Origin of the sequence: uncultured Brevundimonas sp. (genome assembly GCF_937863155.1) — a bacterium.
In the GTDB taxonomy this organism is placed as follows: Bacteria; Pseudomonadota; Alphaproteobacteria; order Caulobacterales; family Caulobacteraceae; genus Brevundimonas.
In genome coordinates this window covers 1-18,710 of record NZ_CALMFB010000063.1, presented here as the reverse complement: position 1 = coordinate 18,710, position 18,710 = coordinate 1, and the positions used below count along the sequence as shown (strand labels likewise).

18 protein-coding genes are annotated in these 18,710 nt (G+C 70.1%); 9 read left to right on the top strand and 9 right to left on the bottom strand.

Annotated features, from left to right (window positions below):
* The first annotated feature begins 85 nt into the window (after window positions 1–85).
* Window positions 86–727 (top strand): outer membrane lipoprotein carrier protein LolA, encoded by a 642-nt coding sequence (locus Q0581_RS10190; RefSeq protein ID WP_298699939.1) that lies wholly within the window; start codon window positions 86–88, stop codon window positions 725–727.
* Between the two features lie 255 nt (window positions 728–982).
* Window positions 983–1,780, top strand: coding sequence for an exodeoxyribonuclease III (locus tag Q0581_RS10185; protein ID WP_298699937.1), 798 nt, complete (start codon window positions 983–985; stop codon window positions 1,778–1,780).
* Between the two features lies 1 nt (window position 1,781).
* Here the strand turns inward: Q0581_RS10185 and Q0581_RS10180 are convergent, their stop codons facing one another.
* Genes Q0581_RS10180 through Q0581_RS10165 form a run of 4 tightly spaced genes read right to left on the bottom strand, consistent with a single transcriptional unit; the run spans window position 1,782 to window position 4,104 of the window.
* Entirely contained in the window at window positions 1,782–2,201 is a 420-nt protein-coding gene (locus Q0581_RS10180; RefSeq protein WP_298699935.1) for a type II toxin-antitoxin system VapC family toxin, read from the bottom strand.
* The gene (locus Q0581_RS10175; protein WP_298699934.1) at window positions 2,198–2,587 is read right to left on the bottom strand and encodes a hypothetical protein; all 390 of its coding nucleotides are present in this window, start codon (window positions 2,585–2,587) and stop codon (window positions 2,198–2,200) included. The genes Q0581_RS10180 and Q0581_RS10175 overlap by 4 nt, the downstream gene beginning before the upstream one ends.
* Before the next feature lie 59 nt (window positions 2,588–2,646).
* Complete coding sequence (locus tag Q0581_RS10170) at window positions 2,647–3,333, bottom strand: response regulator transcription factor (RefSeq protein WP_298699972.1); 687 nt, start codon at window positions 3,331–3,333, stop codon at window positions 2,647–2,649.
* Between the two features lie 60 nt (window positions 3,334–3,393).
* Complete coding sequence (locus tag Q0581_RS10165) at window positions 3,394–4,104, bottom strand: YggS family pyridoxal phosphate-dependent enzyme (protein ID WP_298699932.1); 711 nt, start codon at window positions 4,102–4,104, stop codon at window positions 3,394–3,396.
* On the opposite strand from Q0581_RS10165, the gene Q0581_RS10160 reads away from it, so the two are divergent.
* Window positions 4,103–4,741, top strand: coding sequence for a thiamine phosphate synthase (locus tag Q0581_RS10160; RefSeq protein ID WP_298699930.1), 639 nt, complete (start codon window positions 4,103–4,105; stop codon window positions 4,739–4,741). The genes Q0581_RS10165 and Q0581_RS10160 overlap by 2 nt on opposite strands.
* Here Q0581_RS10160 and Q0581_RS10155 read toward each other — a convergent pair.
* The gene (locus Q0581_RS10155; protein WP_298699929.1) at window positions 4,738–5,127 is read right to left on the bottom strand and encodes an NtrZ family periplasmic regulatory protein; all 390 of its coding nucleotides are present in this window, start codon (window positions 5,125–5,127) and stop codon (window positions 4,738–4,740) included. The genes Q0581_RS10160 and Q0581_RS10155 overlap by 4 nt on opposite strands.
* A 332-nt stretch (window positions 5,128–5,459) precedes the next feature.
* Here Q0581_RS10155 and Q0581_RS10150 point away from each other — a divergent pair, with 332 nt between their 5' ends.
* The 4 genes from Q0581_RS10150 to holA all read left to right on the top strand — a co-directional run bounded on the left by Q0581_RS10150 (window position 5,460) and on the right by holA (window position 10,218).
* Window positions 5,460–5,924, top strand: a complete 465-nt coding sequence (locus Q0581_RS10150; RefSeq protein WP_298699927.1) for a DUF3576 domain-containing protein — start codon at window positions 5,460–5,462, stop codon at window positions 5,922–5,924.
* A 64-nt stretch (window positions 5,925–5,988) separates the two neighbouring features.
* Window positions 5,989–8,544, top strand: a complete 2,556-nt coding sequence (gene leuS / locus Q0581_RS10145) for a leucine--tRNA ligase (RefSeq protein ID WP_298699925.1) — start codon at window positions 5,989–5,991, stop codon at window positions 8,542–8,544.
* Window positions 8,544–9,023: an LPS assembly lipoprotein LptE gene (gene lptE / locus Q0581_RS10140; RefSeq protein ID WP_298699924.1), complete on the top strand. Its 480-nt coding sequence runs from the start codon at window positions 8,544–8,546 to the stop codon at window positions 9,021–9,023. The genes leuS and lptE overlap by 1 nt, the downstream gene beginning before the upstream one ends.
* A gap of 142 nt (window positions 9,024–9,165) precedes the next feature.
* Window positions 9,166–10,218 carry a DNA polymerase III subunit delta gene (holA, locus tag Q0581_RS10135; protein ID WP_298699922.1) on the top strand — a complete coding sequence of 351 codons (1,053 nt, stop codon included), beginning with the start codon at window positions 9,166–9,168 and terminating at the stop codon, window positions 10,216–10,218.
* A gap of 163 nt (window positions 10,219–10,381) precedes the next feature.
* On the opposite strand, the gene Q0581_RS10130 is transcribed toward holA, so the two are convergent.
* A complete protein-coding gene (locus Q0581_RS10130; RefSeq protein ID WP_298699921.1) occupies window positions 10,382–11,986 on the bottom strand; it encodes a helicase HerA-like domain-containing protein in 1,605 nt (534 codons plus the stop codon).
* 157 nt (window positions 11,987–12,143) lie between these two features.
* On the opposite strand from Q0581_RS10130, the gene Q0581_RS10125 reads away from it, so the two are divergent.
* On the top strand, window positions 12,144–13,766 hold the full coding sequence (locus Q0581_RS10125; RefSeq protein ID WP_298699919.1) for a M14 family zinc carboxypeptidase: 1,623 nt from the start codon (window positions 12,144–12,146) through the stop codon (window positions 13,764–13,766).
* A 173-nt stretch (window positions 13,767–13,939) separates the two neighbouring features.
* Here the strand turns inward: Q0581_RS10125 and Q0581_RS10120 are convergent, their stop codons facing one another.
* On the bottom strand, window positions 13,940–16,333 hold the full coding sequence (locus Q0581_RS10120) for a DNA translocase FtsK (RefSeq protein WP_298699917.1): 2,394 nt from the start codon (window positions 16,331–16,333) through the stop codon (window positions 13,940–13,942).
* A 148-nt stretch (window positions 16,334–16,481) separates the two neighbouring features.
* Here Q0581_RS10120 and Q0581_RS10115 point away from each other — a divergent pair, with 148 nt between their 5' ends.
* The gene (locus Q0581_RS10115) at window positions 16,482–17,732 is read left to right on the top strand and encodes a UbiH/UbiF/VisC/COQ6 family ubiquinone biosynthesis hydroxylase (protein WP_298699915.1); all 1,251 of its coding nucleotides are present in this window, start codon (window positions 16,482–16,484) and stop codon (window positions 17,730–17,732) included.
* 12 nt (window positions 17,733–17,744) lie between these two features.
* Here Q0581_RS10115 and Q0581_RS10110 read toward each other — a convergent pair whose 3' ends face one another.
* Together Q0581_RS10110 and Q0581_RS10105 are read right to left on the bottom strand one after the other, a co-directional pair.
* Window positions 17,745–17,939, bottom strand: coding sequence for a Trm112 family protein (locus Q0581_RS10110; protein ID WP_298699912.1), 195 nt, complete (start codon window positions 17,937–17,939; stop codon window positions 17,745–17,747).
* Between the two features lie 39 nt (window positions 17,940–17,978).
* A complete protein-coding gene (locus Q0581_RS10105; protein WP_298699910.1) occupies window positions 17,979–18,629 on the bottom strand; it encodes an LON peptidase substrate-binding domain-containing protein in 651 nt (216 codons plus the stop codon).
* Between the last annotated feature and the right edge of the window lie 81 nt (window positions 18,630–18,710).

Sequence of the window (18,710 nt, the reverse complement as noted above, 5' to 3'; positions counted from 1 at the left end):
AATATGGTCTGGCTGGCGTCATCACCTCGCCCCGTCGCCGGTTCATCGTGGCGGCTGGACCAACCGTAAGGATGCGGAGCCCTTTATGACCCTGTCTCGTCGCGATCTGACGTTCGGCCTGCCGGCCGCCGCCGCCCTTGCGGGCCTGTCCGGCCCGGTGCTGGCGCAAAGCGGTCTGTCCGCCGACGACCAGGCCGTTCTGGCCCGCGCCCAGAGCTATCTTCAGGGCCTGACCTCGGCCCAGGGCGAGTTCACTGAAACCGGCCCGGGCGGCCAGGTGCGTCGCGGCCGTTTCTGGCTGCAACGGCCCGGCAAGATGCGGTTCGAGTATACCGAACCGGCGGGCCTGCTGGTCGTCTCGGACGGATCGAACGTCATGCGCTACGACCCGCGCCTGAACGTGTTCCGCCAGGTGCCGTTGGGCCAGACCCCGCTGTCGACCTTCCTGGCGCGCAATGTGCGGCTGGACCAGGGGGTGCGGATCGACCGCATCACCCGCATGGCGTCCGGCGCCTTCGCCATCACCGCGCGCGACAGCCGCCGCCCCAACGAAGGCTCGGTCATCCTGGCCTTCGCGGGCGAACCGCTGCGGCTGCAGGAATGGACGATCACGGACGCCCAGGGTGGCCGCACCCGCACCCAGCTGACCTCTCTGGCGCCGGCGTCCGGCCTGGCGGCCAACCTGTTCCAGTTGCGGGATCCGACCCGCCGTCCGGGCCGGAACTGACCTGCGCCGCCGTGTTCCGCTGGACACAGGCGGATTCGCCTGCGAGGCGCATTGACGTTTTTTCGCAGGCGTGGCAGTTTGAACACAGGACAGCGGCGGCTGTCCGACCGCTACGGATTCATCCCCCTCCCGGCGGCGAGAGAGAAGACCTATAGCGCCCGGCCTCACCGCCGGGCGCTTTTTTATGCCCAGAGCTTGAGTCCAGGCCGCGTCGGGTCGAGAAGGCGCAAGCCTTCTGACCGCGGCCAAGGAATAATGACTCTTCGCATCGCCACCTGGAACATCAACTCGGTCCGCCTGCGCATCGACCAGGTGGCGCGTTTCGTGGCCGAGCGGTCGCCCGACGTCCTGCTGTTGCAGGAGATCAAGTGCACCACCGACCAGTTTCCACGCGCGGCGTTCGAAGCCATGGGGATGCCTCACCTGCGGGTCGCGGGCCAGAAGGGCTGGCACGGCGTGGCCATCGCCAGCCGGTTGCCCATCGCCGACAATACGACGCTTGAAGTGTGCAAGCTGGGCCACGCCCGCTGCGTCTCGGCGCAGGTGGCGGGGGTGGAGATCCAGAATTTCTACATTCCGGCGGGCGGCGATGTTCCCGACCGGGCGCTGAATCCGAAATTCGATCACAAGATGGATTTCTACGAGCGGCTGACCGCCGAGGTGGCGCGACGCGACCGGGCCGCGCCCCTGGTTCTGGCCGGCGACTTCAACATCGCGCCGGGCGAAAACGACGTCTGGAACCACCGCTACATGTCCAAGATCGTCAGCCACACGCCGATCGAGGTCGAGACCCTGACCCGGCTTCAGGACGCGGGCGGTTTCGCAGACGTGGTGCGCGACGCCTTTCCCGACCCGCAGAAGCTGGCGTCGTGGTGGAGCTATCGCGCCCAGGATTTCCGCAAGTCGAACCGCGGACTGCGTCTGGACCACATCTGGACCTCGCCGGGCCTGACCCCGGCGGTGGCGAAGGGCTCGGCCCGCATCCACGACGACGTGCGTGAATGGGACCGCCCCAGCGACCACGCCCCGGTGACGGTGGACCTGGACGTCTAGGTCAACAGGCTATGGCCCGTATGTGACCTGCCTCTGCATAGGCGAGAAGAGGTCGGTCTCGTGTGACCAGCGTCCAGCCGTGGATCCGTGCGGTGGCCGCGATAATCCGATCAGCAGGGTCTCTCAAGGTTTCCGATCGAGGAAGGAAGGACGCCCCAACCAGAATGGCCGGATCCATGGGAGCGAGCGTCAGACCGGCGGCGAGCAACTCTTCGAACCAGCGCAGGGGATCGATCGAAAGGGCATACCGTCCTCTAGCGACCAATTGACCGACTTCCCAGGCGGTGATCGGCGAAAGATGGATCGCCTGTCCTTCAGCCTCGGCCCGAACCAGAGCCTCGGACGCTTCAGACGCCAGAGACATGGCGGGTGTGGAGAGCCAAAGCGCGGCGCAGGTGTCGAGGATCAGCGGCCCGCTCATGCGCGTTCGGCGTCCCAGGTCTCTCCAGAGGGCGCGGTGACGTCGACGCCGTCGGGAAGGGTCACGGTTCCTCCCAGGCGGTTGCGGATTCGCTCGATGATATTGAGACGGTTCGACGACGTTGTTTCCCCACGCCCTTGCGTGTGACGAACCCGGCGGAAAACCAGTCGCTCCCTGCCGATATCGACGCGCTCCGTCTGGAAGCCCGCCTCCAGCCAAGCACGGGTCATGACGTTGTTGGACGGATTATTGCTCCACCACGCCGGGTATTGTTTGGACGCCGGCAGCGACACGCCCAGAACCTTCTCGATCTCGGCAAAGGTCATGGGAACCTCGGCCGTGGAACGATCAGCGAGATAACGGGTCAGAGGATCGTACTTGCCCATAGCGGAATCTCCTGTGCGAAAAACACAGAAAGACTACTTAGTGTTTTTTAGTGTGTCAACTAAGGCTGCAGCCGATAGCCGCCCGCGTCGGTCAGCAGCAGGCGGGTCTGGCCCGGCTCGGGCTCGATCTTCTGGCGCAGGCGATAGATGTGGGTTTCCAGCGTGTGGGTGGTGACACCGGCGTTATAGCCCCACACCTCGGTCAGCAGCTCTTCGCGCGACACCGCCTTGGTCCCGGCGCGATAGAGGTATTTCAGGATGTTGGTCTCTTTTTCCGTCAGCCGGATCTTGCGGCTCTTGGGGTCCAGCAGAACCTTGGCCGCGGGCCGGAACTCATAGGGGCCGATGGCGAAGACGGCGTCTTCGGACTGTTCATGGCTGCGCAGATGGGCGCGGATGCGCGCCAGCAGAACCGCGAACCGGAAGGGCTTGGTCACATAGTCGTTGGCCCCGGCGTCCAGCCCCATGACCGTGTCCGTCTCGGACCCCTGGGCCGTCAGCATGATGATGGGGGTGGAGACACCGCTCTGCCGCAGCAGGCGACACGCCTCGCGTCCATCCATGTCGGGCAGATCCACATCCAGCAGGATCAGGTCGGCGCGCACCTCCTGAGCCTGTCGCACCCCGTCGCCGGCGGTGGCGGCCTGGACGGTGCGGAACTCCTCGTTCAGCGCCAGCTGCTCGGCCAGGGCTTCGCGCAGGTCGTTGTCGTCGTCGATGATCAGCAGGGTCTTGGGCGTGGGCATGGGGCAGAGAATGGCGACCCGCGCCGCCGACGCAAGGCGCAAGGACGACAATTCCGACGTCTAATCAGCCGAAACCGCCATCGAGGGCGGCTGTCGCCCACCGAACAGCGCCGTTCCCAGCCGCACATGGGTGGCGCCGTGGGCGATGGCGGCCGGATAGTCGCCGCTCATGCCCATCGACAGCACGCCCAGGCCCAGGTCGCGGGCCAGATCGCGCATCAGGGCGAAATGGGGCGCAGGGTCCGCATCGTGCGGCGGAATGGCCATCAAGCCCTCGACCATCAGACCCTCGGCCCGCGCCAGGGCCAGCAGGGCGGCGACATCCTCCGGCGCGGCCCCGGCCTTCTGGGGTTCGCGCCCCGTGTTGACCTGGATCAGGCAGCGCGGACGCCGCCCCAGCCGTTCGGCGGCGCGGGCCAGGGCCTGAACCAGTTTCGCGCGATCCAGGGTCTCGATCACGTCGAACAGAGCCACGGCGTCATAGGCCTTGTTGGTCTGCAGCGGACCGATCAGGCGCAGTTCCAGCCCCGTCCGATCGCGCCCAGTCCAGCGTCCTTGCGCCTCCTGCACCCGGTTCTCGCCAAAGACCGTCTGGCCGGCCGCCAATATGGCGTCGATGGCGGCGGGTTCCTGCGTCTTGGTGACGGCGGTCAGGGTGACGGCGCCCACTTCGCGTCCGGCCTGGGCGCAGGCGGCGTCGATGCCGGCCCGCGCCCGGATCAGGCGCTGGGTGATGGACGCGGCGGATGCGGCGGGCGAAGAAGCAGGCATGGACCAGATGGGCGAAGACGCGCGACGGCTGTGGGATGCGGCCCAGGCTCTAAACCGACGCGCGGCGGCTGTCAGCCCGGCGGCCGGGCGCCTGCCGTCGCTGCTGTTCTTCACCGACCCCGAACGCACCCCCCGGCCGTGGGAGACGGCGGCGCGCCTGCCGCCCGGCGCGGCGGTGGTGTTCCGGGGCTTCGGGCGCGACGACGCCCTGGATACAGCCAGGCGACTGGGCGAGGCGACGCGGGCGCGTGGCGTGCGCCTGCTGATCGGGGCCGATGCGGATCTGGCGGATCGGATTTCGGCCGCCGGCGTGCATCTGCCGGCGCGAATGGCGGGCGAGGCGGCGTCGCTGCGGCGCGATCGTCCCGACTGGATCATCACCACGGCCATTCATGAGGCGGCGGCCGGTTTTCCCCTCGACAGTCTGGACGCCCTGGTCGCCTCGCCGGTGTTTGCGAGCGTCAGCGCCTCGGCCCGGCCGGCGATGGGGTTAGACGGTCTGGCTCGGGTTCTGGCCCTGGGGGTTGCGACCTATGCCCTGGGCGGGATCGACGCGCGAACGGCCCAGGCGCTGTCAGACAGCGGCGTGTGCGGCCTGGCGGCCGTGGGAGCGATCCGGGACGCCTTCGCGCCCTAGAATTTGAAGATGGATTCCAGCCGGACGCGCGGCGGGGCGCGGTCGGATTCGGCGGCGCGGGCCGGATCGGCGCGCGGCGTGGCCAGACCGGCCGAGGCGCCGACCTGGAACCGGGGGCTGAGGCGATAATAGGCCCCGGCCTGGACATCGCCCCATTCGGTTTCGCGACCGACGGGCTGGTTCATGTTCAGGTCCACGCCCCAGCGACCGCTGTCGATCCAGCGCAGGCTGCGGCGCGCGGTGGGCGCGGGCGCCGGCCGTTGGGCCGCGGCGGCCTCGGACAGGTTCAGGGTCGAAGTGGTCGCGCGCGATTGCGCCAGGGCGACATCGGCGAAACCGATCAACCCGGCCAGAGCAAACGCGGCTGCGACGACGCCGTAACGCATGTCCAATCCCTGGGCGGCGCCTGGACGCGGCGACCGCCATCTTCACTGGAAACCTAAGACACCGCATGCGGGTCCGGTCAATCGAACACCGCCGGACGATGCGGGTTCCCGGCGATTGCGGGCCTCGCCTGTGGCGCAAGCGTCACGCGAAACCGCCCCGCCAGGGACTCGCCTGAGGCGAGAGCGGGGCTATACGGCGGCCCGGGCGCGGCTTCGCCTTGTCATCGCCCCTTTTCGCCGTGTTATAGAGCGCTTCTGCGGCGCTCGGGCGACGCGGCGTCCCTGAGCGACGCCCCTGGCCCGACGCGTGCTTTCGAACGGAGACGGCTTTGATGGTTCCCACTCCCCGCGCGGCCCGTGTCGCCGCCCTGGCTCTGATCGCGGCGTCCGGCCTGGCCCTGGCCAGCTGCGGCGGCGGTCCTCGTCTGCCCTTCTCGGGCGGCGGCGCCAGCCGGACCCCGGCGGTCCAGACGGGCATCGGCGTCAACGCCTTCCTGTGGCGCGCGACCCTGGACACCCTCAGCTTCATGCCGCTGCTGAACGCCGATCCGTGGGGCGGGGTGGTCAACTATGACTGGTACGTGAACCCGCAGACGCCGAACGAGCGGTTCAAGGCCACCGTCTTCATCCTGGACACCCGCCTGCGCGCCGACGCCCTGAACGTGTCGGTGACCAAGGAGGTCAAGGACGCCACGGGCAATTGGGTCACCGCCCCCGTCGCCGCTCAGACCGAGACGGACCTGGAGAACGCGATCCTGACCAAGGCGCGCCAGCTAAACCTCGCGCACGCCAACTGATCGCCCTCTCCGCCTAACGCCTCTTCGGGCCTGATCCCTGAGGCCAGCTTCAGGATACGCCCCCGTGGCCCGCTACGAGCCCAAGACCGCCGAACCCCGCCAGCAGGCCCGCTGGGCGGCCGCCGACGCCTTCGTCACGCCCGAGACCGGTCGGCCGAAATACTATGTGCTGGAGATGTTTCCCTATCCGTCGGGGAACATCCACATGGGTCACGCCCGCAACTATGTGATGGGCGACGTGGTGGCCCGGTTCAAACGGGCGCGCGGGTTCGACGTGCTGCATCCCATGGGCTGGGACGCCTTCGGCATGCCGGCCGAGAACGCGGCCATGGAACGCGGCGTCCACCCCGGCGACTGGACCTGGTCCAACATCGCCGCCATGCGCGACCAGCTGAAGCTGCTGGGCCTGTCGCTGGACTGGAGCCGCGAGTTCGCCACCTGCGACCCGGCCTATTACGGCAAGCAGCAGGCCTGGTTCCTGGCGCTGTATCGGCGCGGCCTGGTCTATCGCAAGGATGCGGTGGTCAACTGGGATCCGGTCGACAACACCGTGCTGGCCAATGAGCAGGTGATCGACGGGCGCGGCTGGCGCTCGGGGGCCCTGGTCGAGAAGCGCAAGCTGAACCAGTGGTTCCTGCGCATCACCGACTATGCCGACGACCTGATCGACGGGCTGAAGACGCTGGACCGCTGGCCCGAGAAGGTCCGGCTGATGCAGGAGAACTGGATCGGCCGCTCCAAGGGGCTGCAGATGACCTGGGCCTGGGCCGGCGAGGCGCCCGCCGCCTCGCCCGAGGGCCTGGAGATCTACACCACCCGGCCCGACACCCTGTTCGGCGCCAGCTTCATGGGCATCGCCCCGGACCACCCGATCGCCAAACAGCTGGCCGAGGCCGACCCCGCCGTGGCCGCCTTCGTCGCCGAATGCCGCAAGGGCGGCGTCAGCCAGGCCGAGATCGAACAGGCCGAGAAGATCGGCTGGAACACCGGGCTGAAGGTGATCCACCCCTTCACCGGGGCCGAAGTCGGCGTCTGGATCGCCAACTTCATCCTGTCGGAATACGGCACGGGCGCCATCTTCGCCTGCCCCGCCCACGACCAGCGCGACCTGGACTTCGCCCGCAAATACGACCTGCCGGTGATCCCCGTGGTGCGGCCTGAAGGCGCCGGCGATGATTTCGACGTCGCCGATGAAGCCTATGTCGGCCCCGGCGTGCTGTTCAACTCCGACTTCCTGGACGGCCTGGACATCGAGGCGGCCAAGGCCGAGGCGGTGCGGCGCATCGAGGCGGCCGGAACCGGCCAGGGCGCGACCATCTATCGCCTGCGCGACTGGGGCGTATCGCGCCAGCGCTACTGGGGCTGCCCCATCCCGGTCATCCATTGCCCGGCTTGCGGCCCGGTCGAGGTTCCGGCCGACCAGCTGCCGGTGGAACTGCCGCACGATGTGACCTTCGACGTTCCGGGCAATCCGCTGGATCGCCACCCGACGTGGAAGCATGTCGACTGCCCGTCCTGCGGGGCCAAGGCGGTGCGCGAGACCGACACCCTGGACACCTTCGTCGACAGTTCCTGGTATTTCGCCCGCTTCGCCGACCCGAAGGCGGACGCGCCGATCAACCGTCAGGCCGCCGCCCACTGGCTGCCGGTGGACCAGTATATCGGCGGGGTCGAGCATGCGGTGCTGCACCTGCTGTACGCCCGCTTCATCAGCCGCGCCCTGACCGACGCCGGCCTGATGGATGTGAAGGAGCCGTTCGCGGGCCTGTTCACGCAAGGGATGGTGGTGCACGAGACCTATCGCCGCCCCGACGGCGCCTGGGTCGAGCCGACCGATATCGAGATCGTCACCGTCGACGGCGCCCGCCAGGCGCGCCAGCTGTCCACCGGCGAGACGGTGGCCATCGGCGACATCGAGAAGATGTCCAAGTCCAAGAAGAATGTGGTCGCGCCCCAGGACATCATCGACAGCCACGGCGTCGACGCCGGCCGCCTGTTCGTGCTGTCCGACAGCCCGCCCGAACGCGACGTGCAGTGGTCGGCCGGCGGGGTCGAGGGCGCCGGCCGCTTCGTCCAGCGCGTCTGGGCCGAGTTCGACGCCTATGATCCGGCCGTGCCCGGCGACGCCGACCAGAACGCCGCCCTGCGCCGCGAGACGCACAAGGCCATCAAGGCCGTGACCGAGGGGGTCGAGGGCTTCCGCTTCAACTCGGCCATCGCCAAGCTGTACGCCTTCCTGGCCACGGTGAAGGCCCATGGCGCGGCGGGCGGAGAGGCGCGGGCCGAGGCCCTGTCGGTGCTGGCGCGCCTGATCGCCCCCTTCACCCCTCACCTAGCCGAGGAGGCGTGGAGCCGCCTGGGCCGCGAGGGCATGGTGCTGGACGCGCCCTGGCCCGAATACGATCCGGCCCTGGCCGCCGACGACGAGGTGATCCTGCCGATCCAGATCGGCGGCAAGCGCCGCGGCGAGATCGCCATGCCCCGCGGCGCCGACAGCGCGGCGGTCGAGGCGGCGGCCCTCGCCAATCCGACGGTTCAGGCCTACCTTGCCGCCAATGGGCAATCGGTGCGCAAGGTGATCGTGGTGCCGGATCGGATCGTCAATCTGGTGGTCGGCTGATGCGGGGGCTGGCGTCCCTGCTGCTGGTCGGCTCGGTCGGCCTGGCGGGCTGCGGCTTCACGCCCCTGTATGCCCAGGGCGCGGCGGGAACCGACGCCTCGCGCATCGCGGTGCACACGCCCGACGACCGGCTGGGGTATCGCCTGCGCGAACAGCTGGAGGACGCCCTGGCCGTCAGTCGGTCGGCCGCGCCCCTGCATCGTCTGGACCTGAAGGTCGAAAGCGCGCGCCGTCCGCTGGGCCGCCGCATCGACGACACCGCCAGCCGCTATGAGCTGACCGTGCGGGCCGAATGGACGCTGACGCCCCTGGCGGGCGGCGAGGCCATGACCGGGGTGGAGACGGCGACCGTCACCTATGCCGCCGCCGACCAGCCCTATGCCGCCATCGCCGCCCAGCAGGACGGCGAAGACCGCGCCGCCGCCGATCTGGCCCGCCTGCTGCGGCTGGATGTCCTGAGGGCGCTGTCGGGCCGGTGAGGACGGCCCGCAAAAATCCTCCCCCGCCGGGGGAGGGGAACCGCGAAGCGGTGGAGGGGGCCAACCCCAGAAGCTCCAGCCTGTGTTCTGCCCCCTCCACCATGCGGCGCATGGTCCCCCTCCCCCGAGGGGGGAGGATCAGATGAACCTCTCAAAGCGTCCGGAAATAGATCGTTTCCTGAAATCGCCCGATCCGTCCGTGCGGGCGGTGGTGATCCACGGCAAGGACCGCTCGGGCGTGGCCGAACGCGCCGAGATCCTGTGCCGGACCGTCACGCCGGACCTGAACGACCCGTTCAACGTCACCCTTCTGACCGACGCCGACGTGGACGGCGATGAGGCGCGGCTGGAAGAGGCCCTGACCGCCCTGTCGATGATCGGCGGCCGACGCCTGGTGCGGGTGCGGCTGACGGCGGAGAAGGCGTCGGTGGACAAGCTGCTGGCCGGGGCGCTGAAGACCCATGCGGCGGGGGGCTTCAACCCCGACGCCATGCTGGTGATCGAGGCCGGGGGCCTGGGCCGCGACTCGGCCTTGCGCAAGGCGGCGGAGGGCACGCCCGGCGCGGCGGGCATCGTCTGCTACGAAGACGAGGTCGGCGACATGGCGCGCATGACGCGCGAGGCCCTGGCCGCAGACAAGGTGGGCCTGACCTCCGACGCCCTGGAACGGTTCGTGGCCCGGCTGCCGCGCGAACGCGGCCTGATGCGCCAGGAGATCGAGCGACTGGCCCTGTATATCGGCCCCGGCTCGGGCCGTTCCATCGATGCGGACGAGCTGGATCTGCATCTGGGGGTCGAACCGGACGCCTCGCTTCAGGATGCGGCGCTGCAGGCCTTCGGCGGTCGGGCCGCCCCGGCTCAGGCGGGCCTGCGCCGGGCGCTGGCCGAAGGGGAATCGGCGGTCATGGCCGTGCGCCAGGCGGCGCTGCACCTGGGCCGCCTGCGTCGCATCGGCGTGCTTCAGGCCAATGGCGCGGGGGCCAAGGAGGCGGCCAAGGCCGCCGGCGTCTTCTGGAAACAGGAGGCCGAAATGCTGCGTCAGGCCCGAAACTGGAGCCTGGACGCCCTGGACGAGGCGTTGGACAGCATCAACACCGCCGATGTGGCGACCAAGACCACCGGCTCGCCCGACCATCTGATCGCCGAGCGCCTGCTGCTGGAGATCGCGGGCCGGGCCCGGAGATTGGGGCTGTAGCGTCCTTCTCCCCTTGCGGGAGAAGGTGGCAGCCGAAGGCTGACGGATGAGGGGTCGCACCGAAGGTGGCCGCCCCCGGAAGGCTGAAGGTCAGGTCCGAGAGACCCCTCATCCGACCTCGCTGCGCTCGGCCACCTTCTCCCGCAAGGGGAGAAGGATCGGGTCAGCGCCGCTTCATCCCGCCCAGCACGCCGCGCAGGATTTCGCGGGTCAGGGTCGATCCCGCCGTGCGCAGCACCGATTTGGTCAGGGCCTCCATCGGCGTCTGGCGGTTCGAGGCGCGGGCGCGGGGGGCCGTGCGGGCGGCGGCGCGTTCGCGGGCCAGGCGGTCGCGTTCGGCGGCGCGGGCCGCGGTCTGGGCCGCCTTTTCCGCCTGGGCGTCGGCCTTGGCCTGGGCCTTGGCTTCGGCCTCGGCCTCTTCCTGCGCCTGGGCGTCGGCGCGGGCCTTCAGATCGGCGGCCTGGGCGTCCTCGCGCCGGCCGGTCAGGATCTCGTGCGCCGACTCGCTGTTGACCGGCGTGTCATACAGGCCGCGCACGGGGCTGGCGGCCAGGGTCTGGGCGCGCTCGGCGTCGGTGGCCGGGCCCAGGCGCGACTCGGGCGGACGGATGCGGGTGCGGGCGACCACGCTGGGCGCGCCCTTTTCGTCCAGGATTGAAACCACCGCCTCGCCCACGCCCAGGGCCTGGATGGCCTCGGCGGTGTTGAAGGCGGGGTTGGCGCGGAAGCTTTCCGACGCCGCCTTCAGGCCGCGCTGTTCGGCGGGGGTGTAGGCGCGCAGCGCATGCTGGATGCGGTTGCCCAGCTGGGCCAGGACGCTGTCGGGAATGTCGGCCGGGTTCTGGGTGATGAAATAGACGCCGACGCCCTTGGAGCGGATCAGGCGGACGACCTGTTCGACCTTTTCCAACAGGGCCTTGGGCGCGTCGCGGAACAGCAGGTGGGCTTCGTCGAAGAAGAAGACCAGGCGCGGCTTCTCCGGGTCGCCGATCTCGGGCAGCTGTTCGAACAGTTCCGACAGCAGCCACAGCAGGAAGGCGGCGTACAGGCGCGGGCTGGACATCAACTTGTCCGCCGCCAGCACATTGACCTGGCCCCGGCCGTCCAGGCCCGTCCGCATCATGTCCTCCAGCCGCAGGGCCGGTTCGCCGAAGAAGGCCTTGCCGCCCTGTTGCTCCAGCTGGAGCAGGGACCGCTGGATGGCGGCGATGGAGACGGGGGCGACATTGCCGACCTCGCGGCCGATCCGCTCGGCGTTCTCGCCCACATAGGCCAGGAGGCTGCGCAGATCGTCCAGGTCCAGCAGCAGCAGGCCCTCCTGGTCCGCGACGTGGAAGGCGACCGACAGCACGCCCTCCTGCACCTCGTTCAAGTCCAGCATCCGCGCCAGCAGCAAGGGGCCGATCTCGCTGACCGTGGTGCGGATGGGGTGGCCCCTTTGCCCATACAGATCCCAGAAGACGGTCGGGGCGGCGCGCGGGTTCAGCGTCAGCCCCATGTCGGCGGCGCGGGCCAGCAGTTTCTCATTCGGCGATCCGGCCTGGCTGATGCCCGACAGGTCGCCCTTCACATCGGCGCAGAAGACCGGCACGCCGGCGTCCGAAAACCCCTGGGCCATGATCTGCAGTGTCACCGTCTTGCCCGTGCCGGTGGCGCCGGCCACCACGCCGTGCCGGTTGGCGCGGTCGAAGCGCAGCACCTGGGGCTGGGCGCCGTCGTCGGCCAGGCTCTGGCCCAGGAACAGGCCGGGAAGGGCGGTGTCGGTCATGAAGCGTGGTCTCCTTGCCCCCCATGCTTACCCCAGGTGGCGGTGCAGGCTCCAGAGGGTCATGTCGGCGCGCGGTCGGGACGGTCGGATGGGCTGGCGCGCGACGGAAACGCCGATTACGACCGTTGAACAACCATCTTTTGGGGGAGAAACGCGGATGCGGACGCTGCAATGCTGGACGGCCATCGGCCTGGTGATGGGATTCATGCCCACCTCGGCCCAAGCTCAGGCCCAGGCTCTGGCGCCGACCCAGACCCCTGCGGCCGCCGAACGGCCCGCCCCCTATCGCCAGCCGGCCGCCGTCCTGGCCCGTCTGGGCGATGTCGCCATCGCCATGAATGCGCCGGGTCTGGCGCCGGGCCGCACCGACTTCACCAGCCAGGCCGAAATGGAGGCGCATCTGGCGGCCATCAAGGCGCGGGTTCCGGGCGTCTATCTGGGATCGCTGGGCCGCACGGCCCAGGACCGCGACATCCCTTGGCTGGTCTTCACCGCCGAGGGTCATCAGGACATCGACGCCATCGCCCGGCTGGACCGGCCGGTGGTCTGGCTGATCGGCCAGCAGCACGGCAATGAACCGGCCGGCGGCGAGGCCATGCTGGCCCTGGCCTCGGCCCTGGCGGATGGCGAGTTCGCGGCCCTGCTGGACCGGATCACCGTGGTCGTCGTGCCGCGCGCCAACCCCGACGGGGCCGCCGCCTTCCAGCGCCGTACGGGCCTGGACTACGACATGAACCGCGACCACCTGATCGCCACCCTGCCCGAGACGCGTGGCGTTCAGACGGCCATGACCCGCCTGCCGCCCGATCTGGTGGTGGATGCGCATGAGTACGGCGCCACGGGGCCGCTGCGCCGGTTCGGGCGCCTGGCGGCCGCCGATCAGACCATGCTGGACGCCACCCATGCCGCCGTGCCGGCCGAGGTCAGCGCCCTGGCGCGATCCGCCTTCCTGCCGGCGATGGCGGCGCGGCTGGAAGGATCGACGCTGAGTTCGGCGGTCTATCTCAGCGGCATGCCGCCCGCCGGCCCCCTGGTGACCGGCGGCACGGCGCCGGGGATTTCGCGCAACTACTATGGCCTGACCGGCGCCATCTCCATCCTGCTGGAATCGCGGGCGGGCGGGGATCGCGACGCCTTCCAGCGCCGCGTGGCCAGCCACTATCTGGCGGCGGCCGGGGCCATGGAGGCGGCGGCGAACGACCCCGCCGCCCTGCGCCGCACGGTGGCCGACGCCCGCGTCGCCCTGGCCGCCAGTCAGGAGCCGGTGGCGGTGGTGTTCGAGCCGGAGGTTCTGCCCGCCGAACTGCATCTGATGGACGCCCAGACGGGTGAACCCAGCGTCGAGGCGATCGAGCTGCGCGATTCGCGCCATCTGCGTGTGACCGAAAGCCGTCCGCGTCCGCGCGGCTATCTGCTGGCGCCCGAGGCCGCCTCGGCCATCGAGGCGCTGTCGATCAAGGGCGCGCGCCTGTGCGCCGCCCGGCCGCAGACGCTGGAGGTCGAGGCCTTCGACGTCACCCGCACCCAGCCCATCACCCGCGCCACGCGCGAGGCCAGCACCCTGACCGGCGCGCTGGAAGTGCGGCTGGAAACCCGGCGCATCGCAGTGGCCGAAGGCTGGCGCTGGGCGCCGATGGATCAGCCCCTGGCCTCGGTCATCGCCGCCTCGCTGGAGCCGGATTCCGTCGGCAGCCACGTCCACGTCGGCCTGATCCCGGTCGGCGAGGACCGGACCGCCCCGGTCTATCGCGTCATGGGCGCCCCCGCCGGCGACTGCTGAACCTGCTGACGCGCGGCGGGGATTATCGGCGTTGCCGCACGTCCCCGCCCTCAAGCCGCGAAAGACCGGATCGTGAGCGTTAGGGCAAGAAACCCGCCCTCAAGCAGAGAGCGCCCGCGGCGCGAACGGCAGGGCAAAAAGCAGCGAGCGACCGCGTCGCGAGCGTTAGCGCCCTAAACAATGGGCGGCGGACCGGCCAGGACTTCGCGCTTGCCGGAATGGTTGGCGGGGGTGACCACGCCTTCCTTCTCCATTCGCTCGATCAGGCTGGCGGCGCGGTTGTAGCCGATCTGCAGCCGGCGCTGGACATAAGAGGTGGACGCCTTGCGGTCGCGGGTGACCACGGCCACGGCGCGGTCGTACAGGTCGTCGCCAGACCCGCCGCCGCCCTCGCCGCCGCCGAAGTCGTCGCCGCCTTCGTCTTCATCGCCGCCGTCGGTGATGGCCTCCAGATAGTCGGGCGAGCCTTGCGCCCGCAGATGGGCGCAGACCTGTTCGACCTCGTGATCCGTCACAAACGGACCATGCAGGCGGGTGATGCGGCCGCCGCCGGCCATATAGAGCATGTCGCCCTGGCCCAGCAGCTGCTCGCCGCCCTGTTCGCCCAGGATGGTGCGGCTGTCGATCTTGGACGTGACCTGGAAGGAGATCCGGGTCGGGAAGTTCGCCTTGATGGTGCCGGTGATGACGTCCACCGATGGGCGTTGCGTCGCCATGATCAGGTGGATGCCGGCGGCGCGGGCCATCTGGGCCAGACGCTGGACCGCGCCCTCGACGTCCTTGCCCGCGACCAGCATCAAATCGGCCATCTCGTCCATCACCACGACCAGATAGGGCATGGGTTCGGGGCGGATCTTCTCGCTCTCGTAGATCGGACGCCCGGCGTCGTCGAAGCCGGTCTGGACCGTGCGCTCGAAATGCTCGCCCTTGGCCTGGGCCTCGCGCGCGCGCTCATTATAGCTGGCGATGTTGCGCACCCCCAGCTTGGACATGCGGCGATAGCGGTCCTCCATCTCGCGCACCGTCCATTTCAGGGCCACGACGGCCTTCTTGGGATCGGTGACGACGGGGCTGAGCAGGTGCGGAATGCCGTCATAGACCGACAGCTCCAGCATCTTGGGGTCGATCATGATGAAGCGGCACTGTTCGGGCGTCAGCTTGTACAGGATCGACAGGATCATGGCGTTGACCCCCACCGACTTGCCCGATCCGGTGGTGCCGGCGATCAGCAGGTGCGGCATGCGCGCCAGGTCGGCGACATAGGGTTCGCCGCCTATGGTCTCGCCCAGGGCCAGGGGCAGCAGGTGCGCCGGCTTGTCGTATTCGCCGGACGCCAAGAGGTCGCGCAGATAGACCGTCTCGCGCTTCACATTGGGCAGTTCGATGCCGATGGCGTTGCGACCCTGAACCACGCTGATGCGACAGGCGCGGGCCGACATCGACCGGGCGATGTCGTCGGCCAGGGCCACGACGCGGCCATGCTTCACGCCGGGCGCCGGGACCAGTTCATACAGGGTGACGACGGGGCCGGGGCGTATCTGGTCGATCACGCCGCGCACGCCGAATTCCTGCAGCACGCCTTCCAGCATCTTGGCGTTCTGCTTCAGGGCGTCCTCGTCGACCGAGGCGGCGCGGGTCTGGGGCTTGGCCAGAATGCCCAGGGACGGCAGGTCGAAGCCGCCCTCTGACCCGCCGAAGTCGAAGGCGGACTGGCGGTCGTCGACCTTGCGGGCTTTCGGCGTCTTGGCGGCGGCCACCTTGGGCTCGACCTCGGCCGGGCCGCGACGCGCGGCGGGCGCTGAGGAAACAGGGGCCGGATCGTCTTCCCACGGCGGCAGGTCGTCGGTCTCGACCGAACCCTCGTCGGCCTCGGTCGGCAGGTCCAGCCGGGCGCGGCGCGGCGCGGCCGCCTTGGGCCGGGGCTTGGGCGCGGGCGCCGGACGCGGGTCAGAGGGGGCGCGGCGCCAGGCGGCGGCGTCCGACACGTCCGAGACCCTGAGGCCGATGGCGTAACCCAGGGCCCACAGGCCCGCGACGGCGAAGACGGCGCACACGACCCAGCGCGCGCCCGGCAGGCCCAGGGCCGACAGACCGCCGGCGCACAGGCCCGCCACGGCGTCGCCCCACAGGCCGCCCAGGCCGGACGCCAGGGGCCAGGCCGCCGCCGGGGGCGCCGCCGACAGGGCGCCAGCCAGGATCAGCACGCCCAGGGCGGCCGATAGGGTCTTCAGCGGCGTGGGCTTCAGCCGCTCCATCATCATGTCGCCCAGGGCCAGGGCCAGGCCGAAGGCGCCGGTGACCAGGGCGGCGATCCAGGCGGTCAGGCCCAGCGACTGCATGGCGATGTCGGCGAAGACCGCGCCCGAACCGCCCAGCCAGTTGGTCGGCGGCTGGCTAGAGGCCGCGTTCCAGCTGGGGTCGGCCGGATTCCACGACGCCATGGCCGCCAGCAGCAGCGCCGCCAGCAGGGCCTGCAGCATGCCCCGGAACCGCACGGCGACCGGCGCGCCCCACAGGATGCGGGCGCTGATCCAGGCCTGGCGGCCGAGGGCGAGGGCGGCGGACATGGGCGGCGAACGCTCCGATGAAGACAGGTCTCGGACCCATCATCGCCCGCACAGGGTTAAGGGGTTGTTCACCACGGACGGCGTCCGAAGCGATCTGTTGCGACGACCCGCCGCTTTACCTGGCCCGTCGTCGGCGCGATGAAGGGCCATGAGCAGCGAACGCTACGACATCGTCATCGCCGGGGCCGGATTGGCGGGAGCCAGTTTCGGCCTGGCCGCGGCCCAGGGCGGGCTGAAGGTGGTCATGGTCGATCCCCAGCCGTTCGACGCCCAGCTGGCCCCGACCTTCGACGGACGATCGACGGCCATCGCCTTTTCCACCTTCCGCATGCTGGACGCCCTGGGCCTGGGCGACAGTTTGCGACCGCACGCCTGTCGGATGGATCGCATCCTGGTGACCGACGGCCGCCGCCCCGGCGCGGCCAGCGCCCCGCCCTCGCCCGCCTTCCTGCGCTTTGACGCCGACGAGATCGCCGATCGCACCGATGGCGAGCCCTTGGGCTATATGATCGAGAACCGCCGCATCCGCGCCGCCCTGGCCGAGGCGGTGGCGCGCGCGGGCCTGGACGTGCGGGCGCCCGCCAGCGTCGCGGCCGTCGAAACCGACGCCGGACGGGCCACGGTGGTGCTGGGCGACGGATCGCGGCTGTCGGCGCCGCTGGTGGTCGGGGCCGAGGGGCGCGGCTCGCGCGTGCGGGCGTCGGCGGGCATCCAGACCCTGGGGTGGGGCTATGGCCAGTCGGGCGTGGTGGCCACGGTCGGCATGGACCGCGACCACGGCAATGTGGCGCACGAATATTTCCTGCCCGACGGCCCCTTCGCCATCCTGCCCCTGACCGACCGGCGCGCCAGCCTGGTCTGGACCGAAAGCACCCGCAGGGCCGAGGCCCTGAAGGCCGCGTCGGACGACGCCTTTCACGCCCATCTGATGCGGCGGTTCGGCGACTTCCTGGGCGCCGTGACGGTGCAGGGGCCGCGCTTCGTCTATCCGCTGTCGCTGTCGCTGGCCGAACAGCTGACGGCGCCGCGCATCGCCCTGATCGGCGACGCGGCCCACGGGGTGCACCCGGTGGCGGGCCAGGGGCTGAACATGGGGCTGAAGGACGCCGCGGCCCTGGCCGAGGTGCTGATCCAGGCCGCCCGCAACGGCGAGGATATCGGCGCCGAGACGGTGCTGGACCGCTACGCCCGCTGGCGCCGGTTCGACAATACGGCCCTGGCGGCGGGGTTCGACGCCTTCGTGCGGCTGTTCTCGAACGACATCGCGCCGGTGCGGCTGGCGCGCGGCCTGGGCCTGGCGGCGGTCAACCGCATCGCCCCGCTGCGCCGCGCCTTCATGCACGAGGCGGGCGGGGCGACAGGCGACCTGCCCAGATTGCTGCGGGGCGAGCGGGTCTGAGACCCTGCCGGATCAGTCGAGCGTCCGCGCCTCTTCCGGCAGCATGATCGGCACGCCGTCGCGGATCGGATAGGCCAGTTTGGCGCCCTTTGAAACCAATTCGTTTCGGGTCCGGTCCCAGGTCAGGGGGCCGCGCGTGACCGGGCACACCAGAACCTCCAGCAGGCGCGGATCGACTGTGACCGGGGTGTTGAAGGCGTCGCTCATGATCTGACCTTGTACCGGGCGCGTGCGCCACGCGCCAGACTACTGGATCAGGCCGTCGTCGTCCGAAGACGCCGCATCGATGCGCAGCAGGGCCGCCAGGTCGGACGCCCGGGCCCAGATGTCGGCGGCCTCCAGCAGGGCCTGTTTCTCGGCCGCCTCGAACGGCAGGGCCATGGTCAGGCTGTTGACCAGGGCCTCGACCGGCGCCCCCTCGGCCGCGTCCCAATCGACGTCCAGGCCGCGATGAGTCAGATAGCGCCGCAGGGCGTCCAGAAAGCCCGGCCGGTCGAAATCGCCCTCGCCTTCCGGCGGCGTCAGATCGGCCTCGAACGGGGCGAAGGCCGCCCGCACCTGACGATAGGGGGTGCGCCCGTCCAGTTCGGCCACCACGCGAAAGCGGCACACGCCGGTCAGGGTGATCAGATACCGGCCATCGGACGTCTCGGCGAAACTGGTGATCCGCCCGGCGCAGCCGACGGCCGACAGGGCCGGCGCATCCAGCGACGGCCCCGTGGGCTGGATCATGCCGATGATCCGGTCCCCGGCCATGGCGTCATCGACCATGTTCAGATAGCGCGGCTCGAAAATGTTCAGCGGCAGTTGCCCGCGCGGCAGCACGATGGCCCCGGCCAAAGGGAAGATCGGGATCACCTGCGGCAGGTCCGACGCCTTCACATAGCCCTGGGCCACGCGGGGGACTCCGTCAGGAAAAGAGAATGGACGACAGACGGCGTCGCCCGTCGCGGGCCACGTCGCTGGCGGCGCCCGCCG